Origin of the sequence: Rhizorhabdus sp., from assembly GCF_018006725.1 — a bacterium.
Taxonomy (GTDB): Bacteria; Pseudomonadota; Alphaproteobacteria; order Sphingomonadales; family Sphingomonadaceae; genus Rhizorhabdus.
On record NZ_JAGMXV010000092.1, the window covers coordinates 1 to 17,691 of the forward strand.

The 17,691-nt window shown below is 64.0% G+C and carries 19 protein-coding genes; 4 read left to right on the forward strand and 15 right to left on the reverse strand.

Going from position 1 to position 17,691, the window contains the following annotated elements:
* Positions 1–115: 115 nt before the first annotated feature.
* Positions 116–595 (reverse strand): hypothetical protein, encoded by a 480-nt coding sequence (locus tag KAY22_RS13825; protein WP_069338485.1) that lies wholly within the window; start codon positions 593–595, stop codon positions 116–118.
* A gap of 85 nt (positions 596–680) precedes the next feature.
* Between KAY22_RS13825 and umuD the strand changes: the two genes are divergently transcribed.
* Together umuD and KAY22_RS13835 are read left to right on the forward strand one after the other, a co-directional pair.
* Positions 681–1,127, forward strand: coding sequence for a translesion error-prone DNA polymerase V autoproteolytic subunit (gene umuD / locus KAY22_RS13830; protein ID WP_069338484.1), 447 nt, complete (start codon positions 681–683; stop codon positions 1,125–1,127).
* A gap of 7 nt (positions 1,128–1,134) precedes the next feature.
* Positions 1,135–2,394 (forward strand): Y-family DNA polymerase, encoded by a 1,260-nt coding sequence (locus tag KAY22_RS13835; protein ID WP_069338483.1) that lies wholly within the window; start codon positions 1,135–1,137, stop codon positions 2,392–2,394.
* Here the strand turns inward: KAY22_RS13835 and KAY22_RS13840 are convergent.
* The 12 genes from KAY22_RS13840 to KAY22_RS13895 form a co-directional block, all read right to left on the reverse strand.
* Entirely contained in the window at positions 2,342–2,785 is a 444-nt protein-coding gene (locus tag KAY22_RS13840) for an STAS/SEC14 domain-containing protein (RefSeq protein ID WP_139150106.1), read from the reverse strand. The two genes, KAY22_RS13835 and KAY22_RS13840, sit on opposite strands and share 53 nt — an antisense overlap.
* 163 nt (positions 2,786–2,948) lie before the next feature.
* Positions 2,949–3,470, reverse strand: a complete 522-nt coding sequence (locus tag KAY22_RS13845; RefSeq protein WP_069338481.1) for a hypothetical protein — start codon at positions 3,468–3,470, stop codon at positions 2,949–2,951.
* The gene (locus KAY22_RS13850) at positions 3,470–4,102 is read right to left on the reverse strand and encodes a hypothetical protein (RefSeq protein ID WP_069338480.1); all 633 of its coding nucleotides are present in this window, start codon (positions 4,100–4,102) and stop codon (positions 3,470–3,472) included. Before KAY22_RS13850 ends, KAY22_RS13845 begins: the two co-directional genes overlap by 1 nt.
* An 83-nt stretch (positions 4,103–4,185) precedes the next feature.
* On the reverse strand, positions 4,186–4,698 hold the full coding sequence (locus KAY22_RS13855) for a hypothetical protein (protein WP_069338479.1): 513 nt from the start codon (positions 4,696–4,698) through the stop codon (positions 4,186–4,188).
* A 50-nt stretch (positions 4,699–4,748) separates the two neighbouring features.
* Entirely contained in the window at positions 4,749–5,573 is an 825-nt protein-coding gene (locus tag KAY22_RS13860; protein WP_069338478.1) for a CsgG/HfaB family protein, read from the reverse strand.
* A complete protein-coding gene (locus KAY22_RS13865) occupies positions 5,566–5,895 on the reverse strand; it encodes a hypothetical protein (RefSeq protein WP_069338477.1) in 330 nt (109 codons plus the stop codon). The genes KAY22_RS13860 and KAY22_RS13865 overlap by 8 nt, the downstream gene beginning before the upstream one ends.
* A 28-nt stretch (positions 5,896–5,923) precedes the next feature.
* Positions 5,924–6,133 carry a hypothetical protein gene (locus tag KAY22_RS13870; protein ID WP_069338476.1) on the reverse strand — a complete coding sequence of 70 codons (210 nt, stop codon included), beginning with the start codon at positions 6,131–6,133 and terminating at the stop codon, positions 5,924–5,926.
* The gene (locus KAY22_RS13875) at positions 6,130–6,933 is read right to left on the reverse strand and encodes a type IV secretion system DNA-binding domain-containing protein (protein WP_069338475.1); all 804 of its coding nucleotides are present in this window, start codon (positions 6,931–6,933) and stop codon (positions 6,130–6,132) included. Before KAY22_RS13875 ends, KAY22_RS13870 begins: the two co-directional genes overlap by 4 nt.
* Entirely contained in the window at positions 6,923–7,171 is a 249-nt protein-coding gene (locus KAY22_RS13880) for a hypothetical protein (protein WP_069338474.1), read from the reverse strand. Before KAY22_RS13880 ends, KAY22_RS13875 begins: the two co-directional genes overlap by 11 nt.
* Complete coding sequence (locus tag KAY22_RS13885; protein WP_296624028.1) at positions 7,168–7,401, reverse strand: hypothetical protein; 234 nt, start codon at positions 7,399–7,401, stop codon at positions 7,168–7,170. The genes KAY22_RS13880 and KAY22_RS13885 overlap by 4 nt, the downstream gene beginning before the upstream one ends.
* Positions 7,402–7,628: 227 nt before the next feature.
* On the reverse strand, positions 7,629–10,700 hold the full coding sequence (mobF, locus tag KAY22_RS13890; protein ID WP_069338472.1) for a MobF family relaxase: 3,072 nt from the start codon (positions 10,698–10,700) through the stop codon (positions 7,629–7,631).
* Between the two features lie 3 nt (positions 10,701–10,703).
* Entirely contained in the window at positions 10,704–13,208 is a 2,505-nt protein-coding gene (locus KAY22_RS13895) for a type IV secretion system DNA-binding domain-containing protein (protein ID WP_069338471.1), read from the reverse strand.
* A gap of 55 nt (positions 13,209–13,263) precedes the next feature.
* Here KAY22_RS13895 and KAY22_RS13900 point away from each other — a divergent pair, with 55 nt between their 5' ends.
* A complete protein-coding gene (locus KAY22_RS13900) occupies positions 13,264–13,476 on the forward strand; it encodes a hypothetical protein (RefSeq protein ID WP_221775552.1) in 213 nt (70 codons plus the stop codon).
* A gap of 555 nt (positions 13,477–14,031) precedes the next feature.
* A complete protein-coding gene (locus KAY22_RS13905; protein WP_069338469.1) occupies positions 14,032–14,250 on the forward strand; it encodes a hypothetical protein in 219 nt (72 codons plus the stop codon).
* A gap of 178 nt (positions 14,251–14,428) precedes the next feature.
* Here KAY22_RS13905 and KAY22_RS13910 read toward each other — a convergent pair whose 3' ends face one another.
* Together KAY22_RS13910 and KAY22_RS13915 are read right to left on the reverse strand one after the other, a co-directional pair.
* Entirely contained in the window at positions 14,429–16,021 is a 1,593-nt protein-coding gene (locus KAY22_RS13910; RefSeq protein WP_296624029.1) for a hypothetical protein, read from the reverse strand.
* A gap of 156 nt (positions 16,022–16,177) precedes the next feature.
* Positions 16,178–17,167 (reverse strand): SLOG family protein, encoded by a 990-nt coding sequence (locus KAY22_RS13915; RefSeq protein WP_069336083.1) that lies wholly within the window; start codon positions 17,165–17,167, stop codon positions 16,178–16,180.
* Between the last annotated feature and the right edge of the window lie 524 nt (positions 17,168–17,691).

A 17,691-nucleotide genomic window follows, 5' to 3' on the forward strand; every position in this document is an offset into this window, starting at 1 on the left:
AAGTGGACACGGTCGCTGATACTGTTGAAAGACCGCCGTGACTGCAAGCCTTTCCCCATCACACTGGACACAGTTTACATGGACAGTTGCGGTATCGCTCTTAACATAAGATATATTATCGTATCGATATCGAAATGATCTTGTGTTGCTGTTTTAGCTGGAGTTTGTGGCGGGCGGCAACCGGATCGTCATAGAGGTCGCGCAGCGCTCGGAAGCGAAAGGCATTCCACCATCGCTGCCAGCGGTGTTCCTCGGCGTCGTGGAGGATGTGGCACCGCTGGCAGAGCGCGGCGAGATTGGCGGGGCGGCAGTTGCCAGGGTCATGATCGAGGTGCGCGCAGGCGAGAACGACATAGGTCGTTCGCACCAGGTCGAGCGAGAAGCCGGTGGCAACCTTGACCTTCCTGCCGCGCCCGGAGCGCCAGGCGCGTGCTTCGACGTCCCACCAGCGGCCGTCACCCAGATGCGCGACACGCCGCTTGTGCGGTCGGCCGCACTGTTCGCAGCGTCCCCCTGCCCGCCCGAAACGGATATGATCCGAGATTTGCGGCCAGTCGATCGGGTAAAGCCAGCGGTTTTCGGGGCGGATCGGCATCGATGACTCTATGAGTCATCGCGCAAAAGAACAAAAGGGGAAAAATGCGTTCCCCTGATGTTCCTTTGCGGATTATCATGCGCGCATGTCGACCTGCGTGATTCCCCTCTCCCGTCCCGTTCCGATCGCCCACATACCCACTGACCTGTGCCTCAAGATCGTCAGCGCAGCAGGGGCCGGCTTCCCTTCACCCGCGCAGGATTGGGAGGAAACGGCGGTCAATCTGGTCGAGTTGCTGCGCCTCGATCGCGCCGCCAGTTTCGTGTTCCGGGTCAGCGGACATTCCATGCTCGACGCGGGCATCCATGACGACGATGTCGTCGTCGTCGACCGGGACGTGACCCCGTCCAACGGACGGATCGTCATCGCCGTGGTCGATGGCGGGTTCGTCATCAGGCAACTGGTATGGCGCGAAGGAAAGCCGACGCTGGAGGCACGCAACGCTCGCATGAGATACGAGCCAGTCGTCGCGGATGAAGCCGTCGAGATCTGGGGCGTCGTGCGCGCCACTGTCCGCAACCTGCAAGGCTAGACAGGCGATGTGGGGGATAGCGGACGTCCAGAATTTCTATTGCTCGTCGGAGCGGGTCTTCGATCCCTCGCTCCGGGGCAAGCCTCTCATCGTGCTGTCGAACGGCGACGGGTGTGCGATCGCCCGCTCGGAGGAAGCCAAGGCGCTGCACATCAAGATGGGCGCGCCGCTTTTCAAGATCCGGGACATCGTGCGCGAGCACGGTGTCCAGTGCCGATCGAGTTCATACGAGCTTTACGCGGACATGAACCGGAGGTTCAACCAGGTGCTCGCCGATCACAGCGACACCATCGAGATCTACAGCATAGACGAATCCTTCTTCCGCCTGCCGGTCCTGGCGAACGGACTGGGCGACGTCGAGAGCGCGCATCGCATCATCGCGGACGTGAAGCGGGCGACAGGCTTGCCGATCCGGATTGGCCTTGGACCGACGCGGACCCTGAGCAAGGTCGCCAATGCGCTGGCGAAGGCGTCAGAGAAGGTCTGGCGCGGGGTGGTCGACCTGCACGATGTCGAACTGCGCCAGCGCATGTTCGCACAATGGCCGGTCGAGGAAGTCTGGGGCATCGCGCGCGCGATGACACAACGCCTGCGACCGCTGGGCGTGCGCACCACGGCCGATCTTGCAGCGCTTCCGCCCGAGGTCGCGCGCGATGTGGGGACCGTCGTGCTCGAGCGCCTCGTGCGTGAGTTGAACGGGGTGGAATGCACCGATTTCGAGCCTGAGCCGCCGGCATCCAAGGCAACCGCTGTGACGCGGTGTTTCGGGGAGCCGGTGAGCGACGTGGACGCGCTGCGCGAAGCGATGGTTCGGCGCGCCGTTCGCGCGGCCGAGAAAATCCGCAATCAGGGTCTGGCTGCGACGAGGCTGATCGCGTTTGCGCATGGCAGCAGGTTCAAACCGAACGCGCCATCGGCATCGCGCGTCGGTCGATTGTCGCCGGCAACCAACGATCCCCGCGTCATCGCCGGCATGGCCGCGCGCATGGCCGAAGCGATGTTCGAGACGGGCCGGGTCTATACCAAGTGCGGGGTGATGCTGGAGGGATTGGAAAGGATGGCGGCGCATCAGGCCGACTTGTTTGCAAAGCCCGACCCGCGATCCCCTGCCCTTCTGTCCGCGATCGACGGGCTCAACGGTCGCTTCGGCCGCAATACCATGCGCCTTGCATCCGAGGGGTTCGGAACCAAGTCCTACGATACGAAGCGAGCGTTCAAAAGCCCGTCATGGACGACGCGGATCGATCAGGTGCCGATCGCGCGGTGATAATGTCAGCGCGCCCCGTTCCCGCATGTGCAGTGCCTGTTCGATCGGCGGAGAACAGCCAGGTCTTCGCGGCTTCGTCGTTGTCGAACAACTTGCCATTCTCACCGATCAGTCTCTTTGCCTGAAGGCGCTGAAGGGAAGAATCCGATCCGACCACCGCGATGCGTCTGGCCAGCTTGCCATAGAGCGGAATGAACTGCGCGATCTCCTCGGCGATCGTTCGATCCTGAACCGGAAATCCGTTCGCATTGACCAGGATATGGCCTTCGCCGGGCGTTGCTCCGTTGGCTATTGCACGCTGCAATACAAGCCGGGCCTCATCGTGGAACCGAGCTAGGACTTCCCGCGTCCAGAAACCCCGCAATTCGACGTACAGAAAGCGGCGTGCCATATCGTGATTCAGTCGAAACATAAGACATATCCCCTTTCTTCAAAAAGGCTGAGCGGTCGCAACGACCTCTCCACCCTTTGAATATGCTTTTTACAAGTAAACCGATCATTACGGCGCTGCGCGGCTGCGACGATCTGCGCGAATGCTCATGCCCGCCGGGCAGTCATTCCATGACGAGGACCGTGGCTCGTCTATCTGGCACCGGGGTCGGTCTCGTTGTCCCTGGCGCAGGCGGTCGCGCGGAACCAATGGCAACATGGTGCCAATTTTCAGACAGACTTTTCCAATCCAGCGCGGCCGCGATCGGACGATAGCTGGCGGGATGGACGCCATCGGCGGTCGGCACCGCGCTCAACTGGATGACGGTATCGCCAAAGCTGCGGGCAACTGCTGCAACGATGCGGGAAGCGCGTGCATGGTAGGGCGCCAGCCATGTCACGCGAAACGCCGTCGTGCGGCTGCGCAGTGTCGTGAGATTGCGGGCGAGCGCTGGGTTTTCAGGGTCGTTCGATCCGAGCGCAATCAGAGCGAGCGGTGCTGGCGATCGCGACCGGGGCATGCGGGCTATCTCGGCCGACGGCGCACCGACGCGGGCATGGACCTCGCAGCGGATACCCTGGGCCGCCAGCGCGGATGCGGTGCCGATCGCGGTGCTGTCACCCAGGATGAGGCAAAACAGTATCATCAGCGAACTTGCTGCCCGGGGAGGGTTTTGGACGGGGGCTTCTCCAGAATGTGCAGTCCCTCAGCTGGCAAAACGTGTACGCCGTGATTGGTATAAATCGCGATCCGGTCGGAAGTCTCTGCAATGGGATAGCCACGAACCCGAATATTGCCGGATTGATAGAAGGCGCAGCAGCCCTTCTGAACCTTCGCAATCGTCGCTTCGCGCTCGAACTTGGCGGCTTCGACCCCGGCCGGTCCTGAGCTGACGGCTACGACAACGACTATGCCCCCAGCGATAATGTAATTAGGAAGATTGACGACGCGGTTGGCGACGGCGTGCAGGATTTCCAGAATGAGCTCTGATGAGTTCGAACCTTTCCGTTTGCCGTAGACGAGTGCCCCAAGGGCAACAGCGATAACTGACCAAATGAGGAGCGACGACACCATCACCCGCCACAGCCAGTCGAAAAAGTGTGTGATAGTGAGATACAGTACGACGGTGTAACCCTGGCCCATGACCTCACCCGTCGACATTGTCGTCGCTCCGAACGTGAGCCCGAACGATCGCAGGTAGGTGTCGATGTAACTGTAGCCCGCAAAGTAGAGGAACGCGCCACAGACGATCGCCAGCGACGGGATCAGCGCTAACATCGACGAAAAAAGGCCAGTGATCCGAACCGGAACTGCTGAGGCATCCGGGGACGGCGACGTGGGCGCGGGAGGCCGCTCAGGGTTCATGGTCTTGTGGTTTGAACGTCGGGAGGCGGAGCCGAGCCTAATGGCGCGCCGTGTATTTCACCGAACAGCATGATGCCGATCACGGCAACCGCGCATCCAGCGAGACCGAAGACAATGCGTAGCATGCCGATTGTTCGTGCAGCACGTCCGCGCCTGATTTTCAGGAACAGCCGTCCGATGCCCGTGCGACAGGCAAGCCAGCCATCGGCTATGTCGATCGCCCCGAGGGCGGCGATCGGCAGCGCGACCGCGAACACCAGCCATGCCGGCGGTGCATCGAGCAGGATGGCCGTGCCCACCCCCAGTATGAGTGCGAGTGCGGCACCGGCGTGAATTACGGCCGCAAGCGGCGCGATCCTCCACGTCCGGCTCTGGAAAAGCAGCCGGAAAAGCACCAGCGGTCGCCGGCATGTCTCGCAACGGTGGATGCGGTGACCGGGCTCCCACGGCATCATCGCACGATGGCAGTAGGGACAGGGTGTAAGCCCGAAGCCGGCCATCATGTTCATGACGTCTGAACCGTCTGGATCGATTTCTTAGCGATCATCGCATTTCCCGGTCATTGCGGTCTGGAGGGAAGCGGCTGCGTCGTCGGCGTGGACGGTGCGGCAGCAGGCGGCGTCGCAGGCACGAGCCTTGGCTCAAGGCGCGGCCGTGCGTCCCCGATGAGCTTTCTGAAGGCATCGAGGGTCGCAAGCGTGGTGATCTTGCCGATGTCGGTCGAGGCATAGCTGCCGCCCAGAGCGCCTACACCAAGCCCGAGCAGGACACCCCCACCGATCACACCGACGTCTTTCTTGCGCGCCGAGCCACTGGCGACCGCCTCCTGGATGCCGGTGTTGACGTCGACCAGGGTCATGAGGACCTGGCTTTCGAGCGTCTTGGATTTTAGGCCGACCGCACCGCCGAAGACACCCCCGATGCCGCCACCGGACTCGCGGGACTTGGCATCGGAATAGACCACCTTCACCTCGATCAGATAATCAGCTTTGGTAACGGGCCGGGTGGCAGCGGTCGCGCCGGCGATCGCCCGCTCCCGCTCGAGCGCGCTGAAAGCCTCCCCGCGATCGGCTACGCGGAAGCAGTTCGAACGTGCGATCATGAGCTTGACCAGAGGAAGGGCATCGACGCGGGCGGTCGATCCGCCATTCTGCATTTCCGCCATACGCATCAGTGCCTGCAATTGCGGGGAAAGGGCGTCGGCGGGGTCCGCAGCTTTCGTTTCTACGAGCGCTGCGACGCCGAGCGGCACCGGGCATTGGGGCAGTTGCGTCGTCTCGTCGACGCCCGTCCCGCCCTGGCCAAGCTTTTGCGCGAAGGCGATGGAAGGTGTGACGGCCGCAAGCGCGGCCGTCACGGCGAACAGGCAGACGCGCTCAAGCACCGGCCTTATCCTTTTTGGCGTGGGCCAAGGGATCGCAGATCCCCGCGCGCTCTTCCTGCGTCACGACTTTCCTGGCCGCTTCGTCGCAATCCTTGCAATCGGGGCAGTCGGCGCAATCCTTGCACTTGCCCTTATGATGGCGATGCCTGGCATAATGTGCCTTCTTCGCCGCAATCTGCGTCGCAGCGTCGTCTCCAGCCCGCTCTCCGACATAGGCCGACATGGCGACGAGGATGGGCGTTGCCGATTGCGCGCTCGCCGCTGCGGGCATGGCGGCCGAGAGAGCGGCAAGGCTCAGCGCGGCGATAATTTTCAGTTTCATGATGCTGTTCTCCAGTTCTGGCCGATTGTCAGAAGAAGCCGTTGCGTCGGCCGTCGCGACGGTCATCGTGGCGGGTATCGCCATCGCCGAGGGCCGAGCGCCGGACCTCGAGCTCCACCCCATCCCCCTTGCGGCGGATGCGGACATCCTGCGGGGCGAGGTTGTTGCGCTTCGCCCAGCGGTCGGCGTCGGCGTCCGAGCCGAACTCGCCCATTTCCTCAAATTCCCAGTTGCTCATGTCGATGCTCCTGACTGATCGCCTCGCCGGCGCGCGGAGCCGGTCGGGGCGTGACGATGTGCGGGGTTCCGCGCATGATCGGGGCGGCAGTCAGTTGACCGCGCTTCGTCGTCGCTGCGATGCGTCGAAAATCCCGACAGCATTGCATGGTCGCGTAGCGCCACCTCGATCGCGCTGATTTCGTAAGAGGGACGCCCGGGATCGCGACGCACGAAGAGAATGACGGTCGAAGGCCCGGCCAGCCACCGGGCGATCGACACGGGAGCGATGCCTGGCGTGCGGTCTGCGATGCCGGCAATGCCGGTCATCACGGTTGCGCGCACGGTCTCCCCCCAGCGCAGTGCCTGCGGACACGACGGATCGTGACCTGCGACCTCGGCGATCGCGCTGGCGGGCAGCGCATGGATTAGGCGGCGGACCCCTGAGAGCGTCTCTGCCGGCTCATTGCCGATATGGGTGATTGCGCGCAGCAGGACGTAGCGCGCGGCATAGGTGAAGGCTGTGCCGCGCACGTTTTCGACCGGCAGGAACGCTTCGATCGCGGAGGATCTGGCATAGTCGCTCGGATGATCGGCAAAAAAGTCCCAGTTGCCGAGCGCCGGATCGATCAGGACATCGCGGGTCTGGTCGGCAAGCGCGGTGAACGCGTCGCCATCGCCCAGGATGGCGAGGCGGTCGCCCGTGCCGTTTCGGACCGTGCGAAGCCGGTCGGCCGAAGCGGTCTGGACGGTCGCGATCGTCAACAGCGGGCGCGCGGGTTCGCATTCTCTCTGGAAGGAGAGCGGGTAATCAGCGCGCATGGACCCCGCCTCCCCTCTCTTGCATCGCTCTTGAGCGAAGGAAGCGGCCGAGCGGCATGAGGACGGCGTAGGTAAGGCCGAAGATCGCGGCCATCGCCAGGGTTTCGCCGCCCCAGTCGAGAGCGTCCTCATGCTTCGCCTGCTGGATGCACTGGGTCATGGTGTTGGTGTCGAGGTTGCAGGGATGCCAGTGTTTGCTGGCGATGACCTGTTCGAAGGATAGCGGGGCGGCGGTCATGGTCTTGACTCCTTTCGGTGGGGGGCGGCGTCGTGAAACCGGCTGCGCTGCTGCGGCAGATAGCGTTCGAGAAGGCGCTCGATTTCGGGATCGCCGAAGGGATCGTCGTCGAGGCCGGTGTAGGGATTGAGCGACGACAGGCCGGTGTCGAACGCGAGCGGAAGATGGTGGCATCGAGGCAGGTCGAGGTCGGTCTCGAAGGGGCCGGGTTCCCGTCGAGGGAGAGGCATCTCGATCGTGATGGCCCGCGAAGAGACCGACTTTACCGAAGGATGGTTGCCGACCTGCCCTGCTGAACGCGCGCGGGGTGCCTTGGAAGCGCGTCGCTGTATCCGAGGTGCGGGAGCGGCTTTGGACACATATACGGGCGGCTGCGGGGCCTGATAGCGGGCAGACAGACCGATCCACCACATTCCGAGGGCGACAAGGGCAAGGACAGAAATGAGCATGAGCGCCATCACAGTTCCAGTCCGATGTCTTTTTCAGGGAAGGGAAGTTCCGGCGCTTTGGGCTCTACGATTACCCTATGTTTGGTAAGGTCGAGTGAGGGGTCGGTGCGGATATCGATTTTACCGAGAGAGTTGTCCTTGTTGGCTACTTCGGCATTGCTCCCAAGCTTTTCCGGAGCGCGATCGAGGTCCGGCGGAAGCGAGGGGTTGAACGGCTCGTTCGACGTTGCTGCGGGTTGCGCGCCGGCGACGCCCCGCGCCGGATCGACCGAAAGTTCGCCCACGGTCTCGAGCGCCGATGTCTTGTTGCCTTCGTTGCGCTCGATGGCCTGTGTCAGCTTTTCGCGATCGTCGGTGAACAGCTGGATATCGTCGCGGACGCGGGTCACGGTCACGTTGAACAGGCGCTGGTTGGAAAGGTTGGATTCCTTGTGGCTCATCACCGCGATCGCGGTGTCGGTCGTGATGCCCTGCGCCGCGTGCATGTTGAGCGCATAGGCAAGGCTGATCCGCTCCATCATCGGATCGCCTGCCTTGAGATCGTGGATCGTGCCGTCGCTCGCCTCGACGCGGATGCCCGCCTTGTCGGCCGAGATGACGCGGGCGATATCGTTGTTGTTGAGGCCACGATCGCGATCGTTTTTCGTCCAGCGGATCTTGTCGCCTTCGTGCAGCCGGATCTGCTCGCGTTGCGCGAGCTGCATCGCATCGCTTTTGTCGAGGGGCGATATGCGCTGCGGGTCGAAGCTGCGCACACGCGAGCCGATCCGCACCTGGACGCGTCCCTTGTGGTCGACGCCGATGACATCGTAGGTGCCCGGTCCAAGGCCGAGGTCCCTGACGGCTTTCGGGATGTCCAGCACCTGGCCGGGCTTGTAGCTGTGAGCGTAGCGCAGTTCCTCGCGGGTAATGTTGATCTTGTCGAGGACGCCGATCGCGACGCCCTCGCCCTTGATCGCCCCTTCGGCGGCAAGCCCGTCTTGGATGCGCACATTGAGTTCGGCGCGCGCGACCCGGCCCGACGAGAACATGGCCGTCGTCTCGCGCTGTTCGGGCGTAAGGCCCAGCCAATGCTCTGCGGCCGCCTTCACATGCTCGGGGTTGGCCGTGACCTTGTCGCCGAGCACCGCCATCGCCTCGCGCACCTGACCGAGGTTGGTGAGCGCAGCGACCGTGCGCAGCTGGTCGGTGCGCTGGCGCAGGTTTTCGTCCATCCGCGCCAGCGTGATCCCGCCGGCCTGTGCGATCGCGAAGGCCTTGCCGGCATCGACCGCGGTAATCTGCTGGCGGTCGCCGATCATCAGGAAGCGATCGACGCCGAGCGCATTGGCGATGCCGACGAGGTGCTTCATCTGTTCGGAGCCGACCATCGAGGCTTCGTCGAGGATGATCGTCGTGCCGGCGAGCGCGTCACGCGCGCCGTCATAGCCTGCGCCCTTCCCTGCGAGCGCATGGCGCGCATAGCTGTGGACGAAGGAGGAGACGGTGCGACTCTCGATGCCGGTTTCGGCGCCGAGCCGGTCGGCGGTGGCTTTCATGAGCGCCAGGCCGACGACCTTGCCGCCTTCCTGCTCGACATTGCGCGCGACGCTCGCAAGCATCGTCGACTTGCCCGCGCCCGACACGCCCTGCACGGCAACGATCCGATCGCGCGAGATGAGCGCCATGGTGGCGGCGGCCATCTGCCCCTCGTTAAGCTGTTTGTCGCCCGAGGCGGCATTGATGCGGTCGATCACCACATCGGCAGGGACGATCACGCGCCCCTCGCCTTTCCCGCGCTCGATCTCGGCAAGGATACCGCGCTCGGTCGCCAGCGCCTCGGGCGTCGTGACATGGGTCACGAAATCATCGATCCGGTCCGACTTGCCGGGGATCAGCTGCTCATTACGGATCAGTTCGGAGACGCGGGCATCGATATGACTGGCGGTGACGCCCTTGAGACCGAGATCGAGCGCAGTTCGGGCGACGGCGGATACTTCGAACGCCGCTTCACGCTGGGCGTGGATACGGATCGCGGATGCAACAGCATGCTGAGCGCGAATCTCGACGGGCGAAAGACGTAGCCGCTCGATACCTCTGGATACGAGCGGATCGCCGGGGCGGAACATCTCTCCGAGTGTCTCGCGAATAGTCTCGATCACCGCACCGACCCGTTCCATCGTGCCGAGCCGGGTATCCGGCCTGTCAAGACCGGCACGATCCCGGGCGGCATCGACCAGCGCCTTTCCGTCGAACCCGAGCGCGGTTGCCCGATCACGCCATTCCGCGCGCAAGGCATCGCGGTCCTCGACATTCAATTTTGCGTCGCGGGTATTGGTCGTGATCCGGTCGATTGCCTTGGGATTGGTGATCCCCAGTTCAGCCGCCTTGGCCGCTATCTCGGTGCGGCGCTGACTAAAGGCTTCGATGACGGCTTTGGGCACGCCATTGATCTCGAACTGGCCGTGCTTGCCGGTGATGCTGGTTTCATAGCCAATCTTTGCCAGCTCGGCGCGGAACTGGGCATGATAGGCCGCGCCGATGGTGGTGTTGTTCTTCCACAGCTGGCCATTGTGCAGCGCCTGCCAGGCCCCGTTTGCCATCTTCGTCATGTTCGCGACGAGGACGTGGATATGTCCCTGCGGATCGAGCGCACGGCTCGTGTCGTGCTGGAACATGGCATAGACGAGATTGCCGGTTCGCACAGCGTCGCCATGCCTGGAATGCTCGTAGGTCCGCCCTTCGGCAAAGGTCTTCTCGACCCATCCCATGGTCGCACGAACGGCGTTCATATGCGCGGCGAGAACGCGGGCGTCGCCGGCGACATAGGCCATGACGCTGGCCGACTTGGGCATCGAGAAAGTCAGGTCTACACCGGACTGGCGGTTCTGGACCTGCCCGACCTTTTCCCCGTCGGGCATTTCGCCGTTGAGGATCTTCTCGAAGTCCTCCTTGGTGACCTCGCCCGACAGACCGAGCGCTGCCGCCCCCTCCCCGCCCCACGCGGTCGCCTCGGAGGCATGCTCGGCAGTGTAATAGTCGTCCTTGGCGAAATAGTTCGCCGCGCCCGAGGCCGATTTGACGGAAGCGACCGAGAGCATCGGTTACATTTCCGGGTCCATGTCATCGTCGATCTCGGGCGAGCGGTCATGCCCGTGATGACGATGATGATGGTCCTCGGTGCGATCGGTCGCGAACCCGTCGCGCAGTTCGCGCGTCGACTGGTCCTCATGCCGGTCGCCATCGGAACGGTTCGACGGACCTTCATGACTGTGCATGTCGGGGTTCGATCGTGTCTGTTCGGCACCCTGCGCAGCTGTGCGGTTATCGATGAGTGACATCCCCATGCCAGTCAGTTTCGCATCGAGGTTGAGCTGGCCGTGGGTTCCGCGCGCGGTCTCGGCATTGGACGCCGTCCTGCCATCAGCCGACTGCCCGGGTTCTGTTCCGCCGGCTGCTTTGTTCGCTTGTGCGATCTGGATCTGATCCACCACGACCGGCGGTGCGGCGATCACCTCCATCGCCGCTGCCGCCTTCTCCGCTTCGCTCCGGGCATGACCAGCTTCAGACTGCGTCTTCTGTTGCTCTTCTTCCTCGCGCTCTTCCACGCCTCCCACGGGCCGCGTGGGCGTATGCTCACGCCCACCTTCACCCCCCTCATCCGCGCTTTCGTTCCGGCGTCGCCGGTCCTGCGGCGAGACGTATTCGGTCGGCTTGAAGTCCTTCCGGGGAACGGCGCCTGGGGCGATCTCGGGATAGGAGCGTATCTTCAGTTCGATCCGCGAGGCGGGAAAGCCGTCGGGGAATTTGACGAAGCCGTGCAGCGAGGGGAGATTGTTGATGTCGTCGGGCAGGACGAGCGGTTCGATCGCGGTGCGCGGCGTCAGCGTCGAGGCATCGCGGGTATTGTTATAGCCGTAGCTGTAGGCTTCATCCATCTGGCGCACTTCGCGATTGCCGATGAACTCGGAGCATTTTTCGGCGGTCGTGCGGTCGGCGGTGGCGAGGATCAGCTTGGTGCGCGCAAGGCCCGTCAGCGCGGTCGCGTTCTGGAGCCCATAGGTGGCGACCAGCTTGTCGAACGAGTGGATGCCAAGGACGAATGCACCGCCGAAATTGCGGGCGGACTGGAGGCCATGTTCGATGCCCGGTAGCGCATGGAGCGCGTGGACCTCGTCGAAGAGATACCAGGTCCGCAGATCGCGTGTCTTGGGCAGGCGCATGAGGTTGTTGACGGCGAGGTCGATCCACAGCGTGAAGAGCCCGCGGGTCATCTCCAGATCGTTGTACGAGCCGGTGATGAACATGATCGACCCGTCGCGATTGTCGGTCGCGATCCAGTCGCGGATCGAGAAGGCCGGAGGCCCGCCCTTGACCGGGTCCGGCATGAAGCGAAGCGCCTGTCCGTTGACGTTGAGGACGGAGCGGATGGACTCTGCCATCCGCGCCGCCTTTTCGGTCGTCAGCGGGGCAGCGACGGTATCTTCGAGCTTGGCGTGGATCTTCTTGAGGTCGGCCTGCATCAGGTGGTGGGCGATGGCGGCGTTGTTGCCTTCGCCATCTTCCTGAAGCTTCAGGCACATCTCGATGAAGAGCATGCGCGCGGCGTTCTGCCAGAAGGGTTCCTTGTCCTCGGGATGGGAGGGAATGAGCGCGGCGGCGGCCGACACGAAATCAGCATAGTTGCGGCATTCATCGAACAGCGTCCACGGTGCGCAGCGCTCGTCCATGGGGTTGAGGATGACGTCGGTTTCGGGATCGTAGAAGCTTTCGACGAAGGCGCCGGTAAGGTCGAAGATGACGGCGCGGTGGCCGCGCGCACGGATCTGCGAGACGTGACTGCGCAACTGCGTCGTCTTGCCGGTGCCGGTGGTGCCGATGAGCATCGTATGGCTCTGTTCGAGCCTCCATGGATAGGGGATGCCGGCGATGCGGTAGGGCACATGGATGCCCTGGTCTACGCGATCGATGACCGGCGCCTTGGCGACGCGTGCGGGATCGAATGGCGGGTCGTGCTCGGCGCATTCCTTGCGGAAGTTTTTGGCGTTGTGGGCGCGCACGGCATTGAGGAGAACATCGTTCTCGACGAGCATCGCGCCGCGATTGTGGCGCTCCTGGAGCATGTCGCGCCCGCGCTTGTTGGCCCACATGATGAACCACATGATGAGCGGCGCGGCAATGAAGACGGACATGACCAGCGTGGTCAGGAAGATTTTGACGGTCTTCGCCCATGCGTGAACGACATGGGGTTCGTAGGGGACGTAACCGATCGGAACCTTGGTGACGATGCCGCTGGGAAGGGTCAGGTTGATGAGGTAGAACTTGTCCGCGCCGACCCATGTCCAGACGGCGGAATAGAGCTTCATGAGGTCCAGCTGGAACTCATGTTCGGCAAGCCCCAGCCAGACGAAAATGTTGAAGAGGACGATGAAGGTTCCGAGCCAGATCCAGATGGGCACCTGGATGCCGGCCCACGTCATCTTGTACTGGCTGGCGAGCAGCTGTGATCCGCGCGTGAAGTTGCCCGAATTTCGGGTGATCCGTCCGCGTGCGGAGTGATGTTTGACGGTCGCGGCCTGGCCGTTGAAGCGGATGTCGTTGCTACGCATGGAAGGTCTCCAGGCGTTGCTTTGCGGCTGCTAAGAGCTGTGGGACGACGTCACCGTGATCGCGCGTAATGATGACGTCGATCGCCGCTTGCATGTACTCGAGGACGAGCACGGCGCGGGTGATATTGAAGCTATGGTCCGCCTCGGCAAATCTGATGCCGAACATGAGAGCGTAGCGAGCGGCTTCGGACCGGGAACAGCCTCGCTTTGCAGCGATCTGATCCAGTGCCGCCAACTCACTCGGCAAAAGCCGAAAAGCTATGGTTGACTTAGACATGTACCACCCACGGTCAAGTGGATGGTGGGGCTTCCGAGCCTCTTAGATACCGCGATTTGCAGGGGGTTTCCAGCAATAACGTGTAGCTAAATTGCAAACAGAACTTATCGTGCAAAGACAAGTAGTTAGCGTGGGTGTCGTGAGGCGTTTGCACATGCAAACAGGCAAGCGTATGCAAACGGTCGATATTTCAATGTCTTAACCTGCGGCCTGCCGCATAGGGTGTGCAAATCTCTAGGGACTATCGGTGGTTGTCGGGGCATCAGGGGATGTTGTCCGATCGTTGGCTCCGATTCCGGCAGGGAAGCGCCGCAGGCAATCATCCTCGGGATCGTCGGGACGGGGTTTCGCGGAGCAATTCCGCCCCACGACGGACCTGGCCATAGGCCAGTGTCCGTCGCCCTTATGCTGGTCCGGTCAAGACCGGATCAGCGAGCGAGATGGTGGCTCCATATGGAGATGATGCTGCGTGCTATTGTGTCGTCGTCGGCACGCTGGCATCCTGTGTCGTGGAGGCTGGTCACACGATCAGAAAAGGCATGTCCCATGGCACGGAGTATCGAGCAGGAACGCAAGCAGCTTGAGGCGGAGGAACAGCGGTTGAGCGAGCGACGCAAGCAGCTTGCCGAACGGGAGCGAAGCGACCGGCTGAAAGAGGTCGAGAAGTCGGGGTTGATGAAGGCCGACAGCGCGCAGTTTACCGGCATCCTCGAAGCGATCCGAAAACTCGGGGCGACAGAGACGCTCAAGCGCCTGACCGCGTAAGTCGGTCGGCGCTGTGTCGGGCCTCAAGCCCGACAGGCAAAATGATGGGGGAGCGGCCGTCAGGCCCTCCCCCATTTTGCAGAGGCAAAGATTGTCACGGATCTTGTGCCATGCAGGCAGAAAAAAGGGGCACCGGACGAATGTCCGGCACCCCCGACGCAGGGACCGTGGAGGGAGGCTAACCCCAGACCATGCGTACATCGTCGGCGACCGTGGAGGTCGCGGCAATCCTGTCGAGACGATCGAGATAGCTGTGCAGGCCATTGTCGGTCATGGCTTTGCGGATGTCGGGTTTTCCGAGCCGCGCGCGCAGATCGTCGAGGGGAATGTCGCCGCACGCTTCGGTGCCAAGACCCATCGCCTCGAGAACGGCGTAACCGTTCTGGTTGGAGAGATCGATTTCGGCTGCGCCGTCGGGTGAGGAACCGACGCACATGCGGATGGAGCGGGTCGCATCGTCGCGCCAGAACCGGATGGTAAGGCCGCGAAACTGCGCTTCCTCGACCACGGCTATGACGGCTTCGTCATGATCGAACAGGGCGCAGATCGATGCGAGCGACCATGGACATAGGCGGGCCTCGAAACTGGCGCTGACAAGCGGGTCATCATCGTCGTCCTCGATGAGTTCACCACGCTCGCGAGCGAAGGCGCGGAACGCGGCGAGCTGGCGAGCGGTGATGATGGCCGGTTTGGCGACGGCGCGCTGCTGGACTGCGAGCGAGAATGTGATCGACATGGGCTTGTCTCCCGATTGAAACCGCATTCCCGATCCCCCTGCTCTTCGACCCGTCAGGGTCGCGCTGGTCGGTTCAGGATTGTCGGTCCGAAGGACCGTGATCGACCCGGCATCCCGGCATCGGGTGCGTTGGTGGTGCGCGGTGCGATCGGCACTGGCGAGGCGTAGCGAACGGGCGACCCGCAGGGGTCGCCGTGACGCGAGCGAGCCGTGCCGGTCGGCTGTCATGGAGGGCGTCCCGGGACCGAGCGAGGCGCAGCGGGTGCGCAGGCGATGCGACGGCATCGCCGCGCCCGCCAGCGAGCCGGACCGGGCGGCGGTGCGCCATGCCCGATGGGTGCCGCGCCGGTCGATGCGGAGCGAGCGCGACACGCGCAGGCGTGGCCGCGATGCGAGCGAGCCGGCGCGGCTGTTGTGCGCGGTGCGATCGGCACCGGCGAGGCGTAGCGAACGCGCGATCCGCAGGGATCGCCGTGACGCGAGCGAGCCGTGCCGATCGGCTGTCATGGAGGCCGTCCCGGGACCGCGCGAGGCGCAGCGGGTGCGCAGGCGATGCGACGGCATCGCCGCGCCCGCCAGCGAGCCGGACCGGGTGGCGGTGTGCCATGCCCGATGGGTGCCGCGCCGGTCGATGCGGAGCGAGCGCGACACGCGCAGGCGTGGCCGCGATGCGAGCGAGCCGGCGCGGCTGTTGTGCGCGGTGCGATCGGCACTGGCGAGGCGTAGCGAACGGGCGACCCGCAGGGGTCGCCGTGACGCGAGCGAGCCGTGCCGGTCGGCTGTCATCGAGGCCGTCCCGGGACGGCGCGAGGCGCAGCGGGTGCGCAGGCGATGCGACGGCATCGCCGCGCCCGCCAGCGAGCCGGACCGGGCGGCGGTGCGCCATGCTCGATGGGTGCCGCGCCGGTCGATGCGGAGCGAGCGCGACACGCGCAGGCGTGGCCGCGATGCGAGCGAGCCGGCGCGGCTGTGATGCGCGGTGCGATCGGCACTGGCGAGGCGTAGCGTGCATCGGCAATGCGACGGCATTGCCATGCCGCGAGCGAGCCGGGCCGCTGCCGTCTATGGGCGTCATCGACCGCAAGGTCAGGCCCACGCGGCGCGATGGGGCTCGATGCCCCGGAGCGCCGCCCAGGGCGACGTAAAAAAAGGGAAGGACCCCGGTTTCCCGGAGCCCTTCCGACAGATGCGTCAGGCGCGGCGGCTGCGCGCAGGCTGCATCGGTGCCTGTTCGTTGCGACGGAAGACGTGCAGCGGGACGCCAGCGGTGCGCATCTTGCGGGCGAAGTCGATCTGGACGCCCGATCCTTCGCACACGACTGCCTCGACGGGACGCAGGCTTGCGATGCGGTCGTTGCGCAGGAACCCCGCCTTGTTGCCGTGACGACGCTCGAGCATCATGCGCACCAGCTTGACGTCGCGCGAGGACGCCCATGCTGCGGCGATGGCGTCGGCTCCCTTGTTCATCGCGGTGGTCATCAGGACCATCGAGGGGATGCGGCGCTTGATCTGGTCGAGGCGTTCGAAGAGCTGCTCGTGGTCGTGCCATTCCATGCCGCCCGAGAAGGCGACGACAGGCCCGGTCGGGTTGTGCTCTTCCCGCTTCTTGGCGGCGCGTGCGGCCAGATAGTCGGCTCCGTCGATCATCGAGGCGGTGAGCTTGGAGGAGACGCGGCTGCCGCGCACGGTCGAGAAGGGACGGCCAGTCTCGATGCGATAGACTTCGCCGGCGTGGTCGCGCATGCAGCGCATCGCCTCGGCGCACCCTTCCAGTGTCTGGCAGAGCAGCTGGGTCTCTTCGAGTTCGACAGCGTAGATCTCCGAGGGGTCGTAGCTGCGGACCAGATCGCCCAGCTTCTTGGCGGCGTCATCCTCCCGGCCCTCGATGCGCTTGGCCACCATGTGGAAGCTGTTGACGAAGCCCCATGCGAGGTCGGCGGCGAACTCCTCCATCCGGGTGTCGCGGAACACATCGAACATCGTCGAGAGCATCTGTTCGACGGCGGCTGCTGCCTGATCGGGATCGGGCATTTCCAGCTTCTCGGCTTCTCCCACGATGCTGAGCTTGGCCATCTCGCTGGCTTCGATGAAGCTGCCTTCGTAGGTCTGGCGGGTTTCGGTGTCGACGCGGCGCTCGTTGAACGCGCGGCCCATGTCGTCGAAGTTGCTGTACTTGGTCATGATAGCCTCCATGTGTTGAAAATCTCACCTTCTCTCGGTGAGGAATCTCATCCGGCATGCGGCGGTCAGGGCGGTCAGGGACGTTAACCGGGAAGCCGTGCCGCGCAGACGGCACGGACCCCGGTTAACGCTCGCGAGCGGTGGAGCCGATTTTCTCGTGCCCGAAAGCGGAGGCGCAGCCGGAGTGTCGGGTGCGTGAAAATTGGGGGACCGCTCGTCCTTGACGGCCCGCAAATCCCCGCATGCCAAACTTCCTCATCACAGAGAGAGAAAATATTATGTTGTGGCAGGCACGCCGGGTCGGACCGACGGCGGGCGACGATGGCGTGCCGCAAGGCACGGCATCGTAAAGCGGGCGCCAGAGAGCCCGGGAGGGCGAACCAGCCCGCGCCGCCCCCAAGGAGGACGCCCGGCGCAGCGAGCGGATCGTCACCCGTCAGGGCGGAGACCCCGCAGGGGGCTCCGGGAGGCCCGCCAGGGCCGAGTAGAGCCGCGTGCCCGCCCATAGGGCGGGACGCCCAACC

Coding starts and splice junctions, on each gene's coding strand:
- KAY22_RS13875 (WP_069338475.1), bottom strand. CDS start 6,933: ATGCGCGCTGATTACCCGCTCTCCTTCCAGAGAGAATGCGAACCCGCG.
- KAY22_RS13840 (WP_139150106.1), bottom strand. CDS start 2,785: ATGGCACGCCGCTTTCTGTACGTCGAATTGCGGGGTTTCTGGACGCGG.
- KAY22_RS13880 (WP_069338474.1), bottom strand. CDS start 7,171: ATGACCGCCGCCCCGCTATCCTTCGAACAGGTCATCGCCAGCAAACAC.
- KAY22_RS13825 (WP_069338485.1), bottom strand. CDS start 595: ATGCCGATCCGCCCCGAAAACCGCTGGCTTTACCCGATCGACTGGCCG.
- KAY22_RS13885 (WP_296624028.1), bottom strand. CDS start 7,401: ATGCCTCTCCCTCGACGGGAACCCGGCCCCTTCGAGACCGACCTCGAC.
- KAY22_RS13835 (WP_069338483.1), top strand. CDS start 1,135: ATGTGGGGGATAGCGGACGTCCAGAATTTCTATTGCTCGTCGGAGCGG.
- umuD (WP_069338484.1), top strand. CDS start 681: ATGTCGACCTGCGTGATTCCCCTCTCCCGTCCCGTTCCGATCGCCCAC.
- KAY22_RS13915 (WP_069336083.1), bottom strand. CDS start 17,167: ATGACCAAGTACAGCAACTTCGACGACATGGGCCGCGCGTTCAACGAG.
- KAY22_RS13905 (WP_069338469.1), top strand. CDS start 14,032: ATGGCACGGAGTATCGAGCAGGAACGCAAGCAGCTTGAGGCGGAGGAA.
- KAY22_RS13845 (WP_069338481.1), bottom strand. CDS start 3,470: ATGATACTGTTTTGCCTCATCCTGGGTGACAGCACCGCGATCGGCACC.
- mobF (WP_069338472.1), bottom strand. CDS start 10,700: ATGCTCTCGGTCGCTTCCGTCAAATCGGCCTCGGGCGCGGCGAACTAT.
- KAY22_RS13850 (WP_069338480.1), bottom strand. CDS start 4,102: ATGTTAGCGCTGATCCCGTCGCTGGCGATCGTCTGTGGCGCGTTCCTC.
- KAY22_RS13855 (WP_069338479.1), bottom strand. CDS start 4,698: ATGAACATGATGGCCGGCTTCGGGCTTACACCCTGTCCCTACTGCCAT.
- KAY22_RS13870 (WP_069338476.1), bottom strand. CDS start 6,133: ATGAGCAACTGGGAATTTGAGGAAATGGGCGAGTTCGGCTCGGACGCC.
- KAY22_RS13910 (WP_296624029.1), bottom strand. CDS start 16,021: ATGGCAATGCCGTCGCATTGCCGATGCACGCTACGCCTCGCCAGTGCC.
- KAY22_RS13895 (WP_069338471.1), bottom strand. CDS start 13,208: ATGCGTAGCAACGACATCCGCTTCAACGGCCAGGCCGCGACCGTCAAA.
- KAY22_RS13865 (WP_069338477.1), bottom strand. CDS start 5,895: ATGAAACTGAAAATTATCGCCGCGCTGAGCCTTGCCGCTCTCTCGGCC.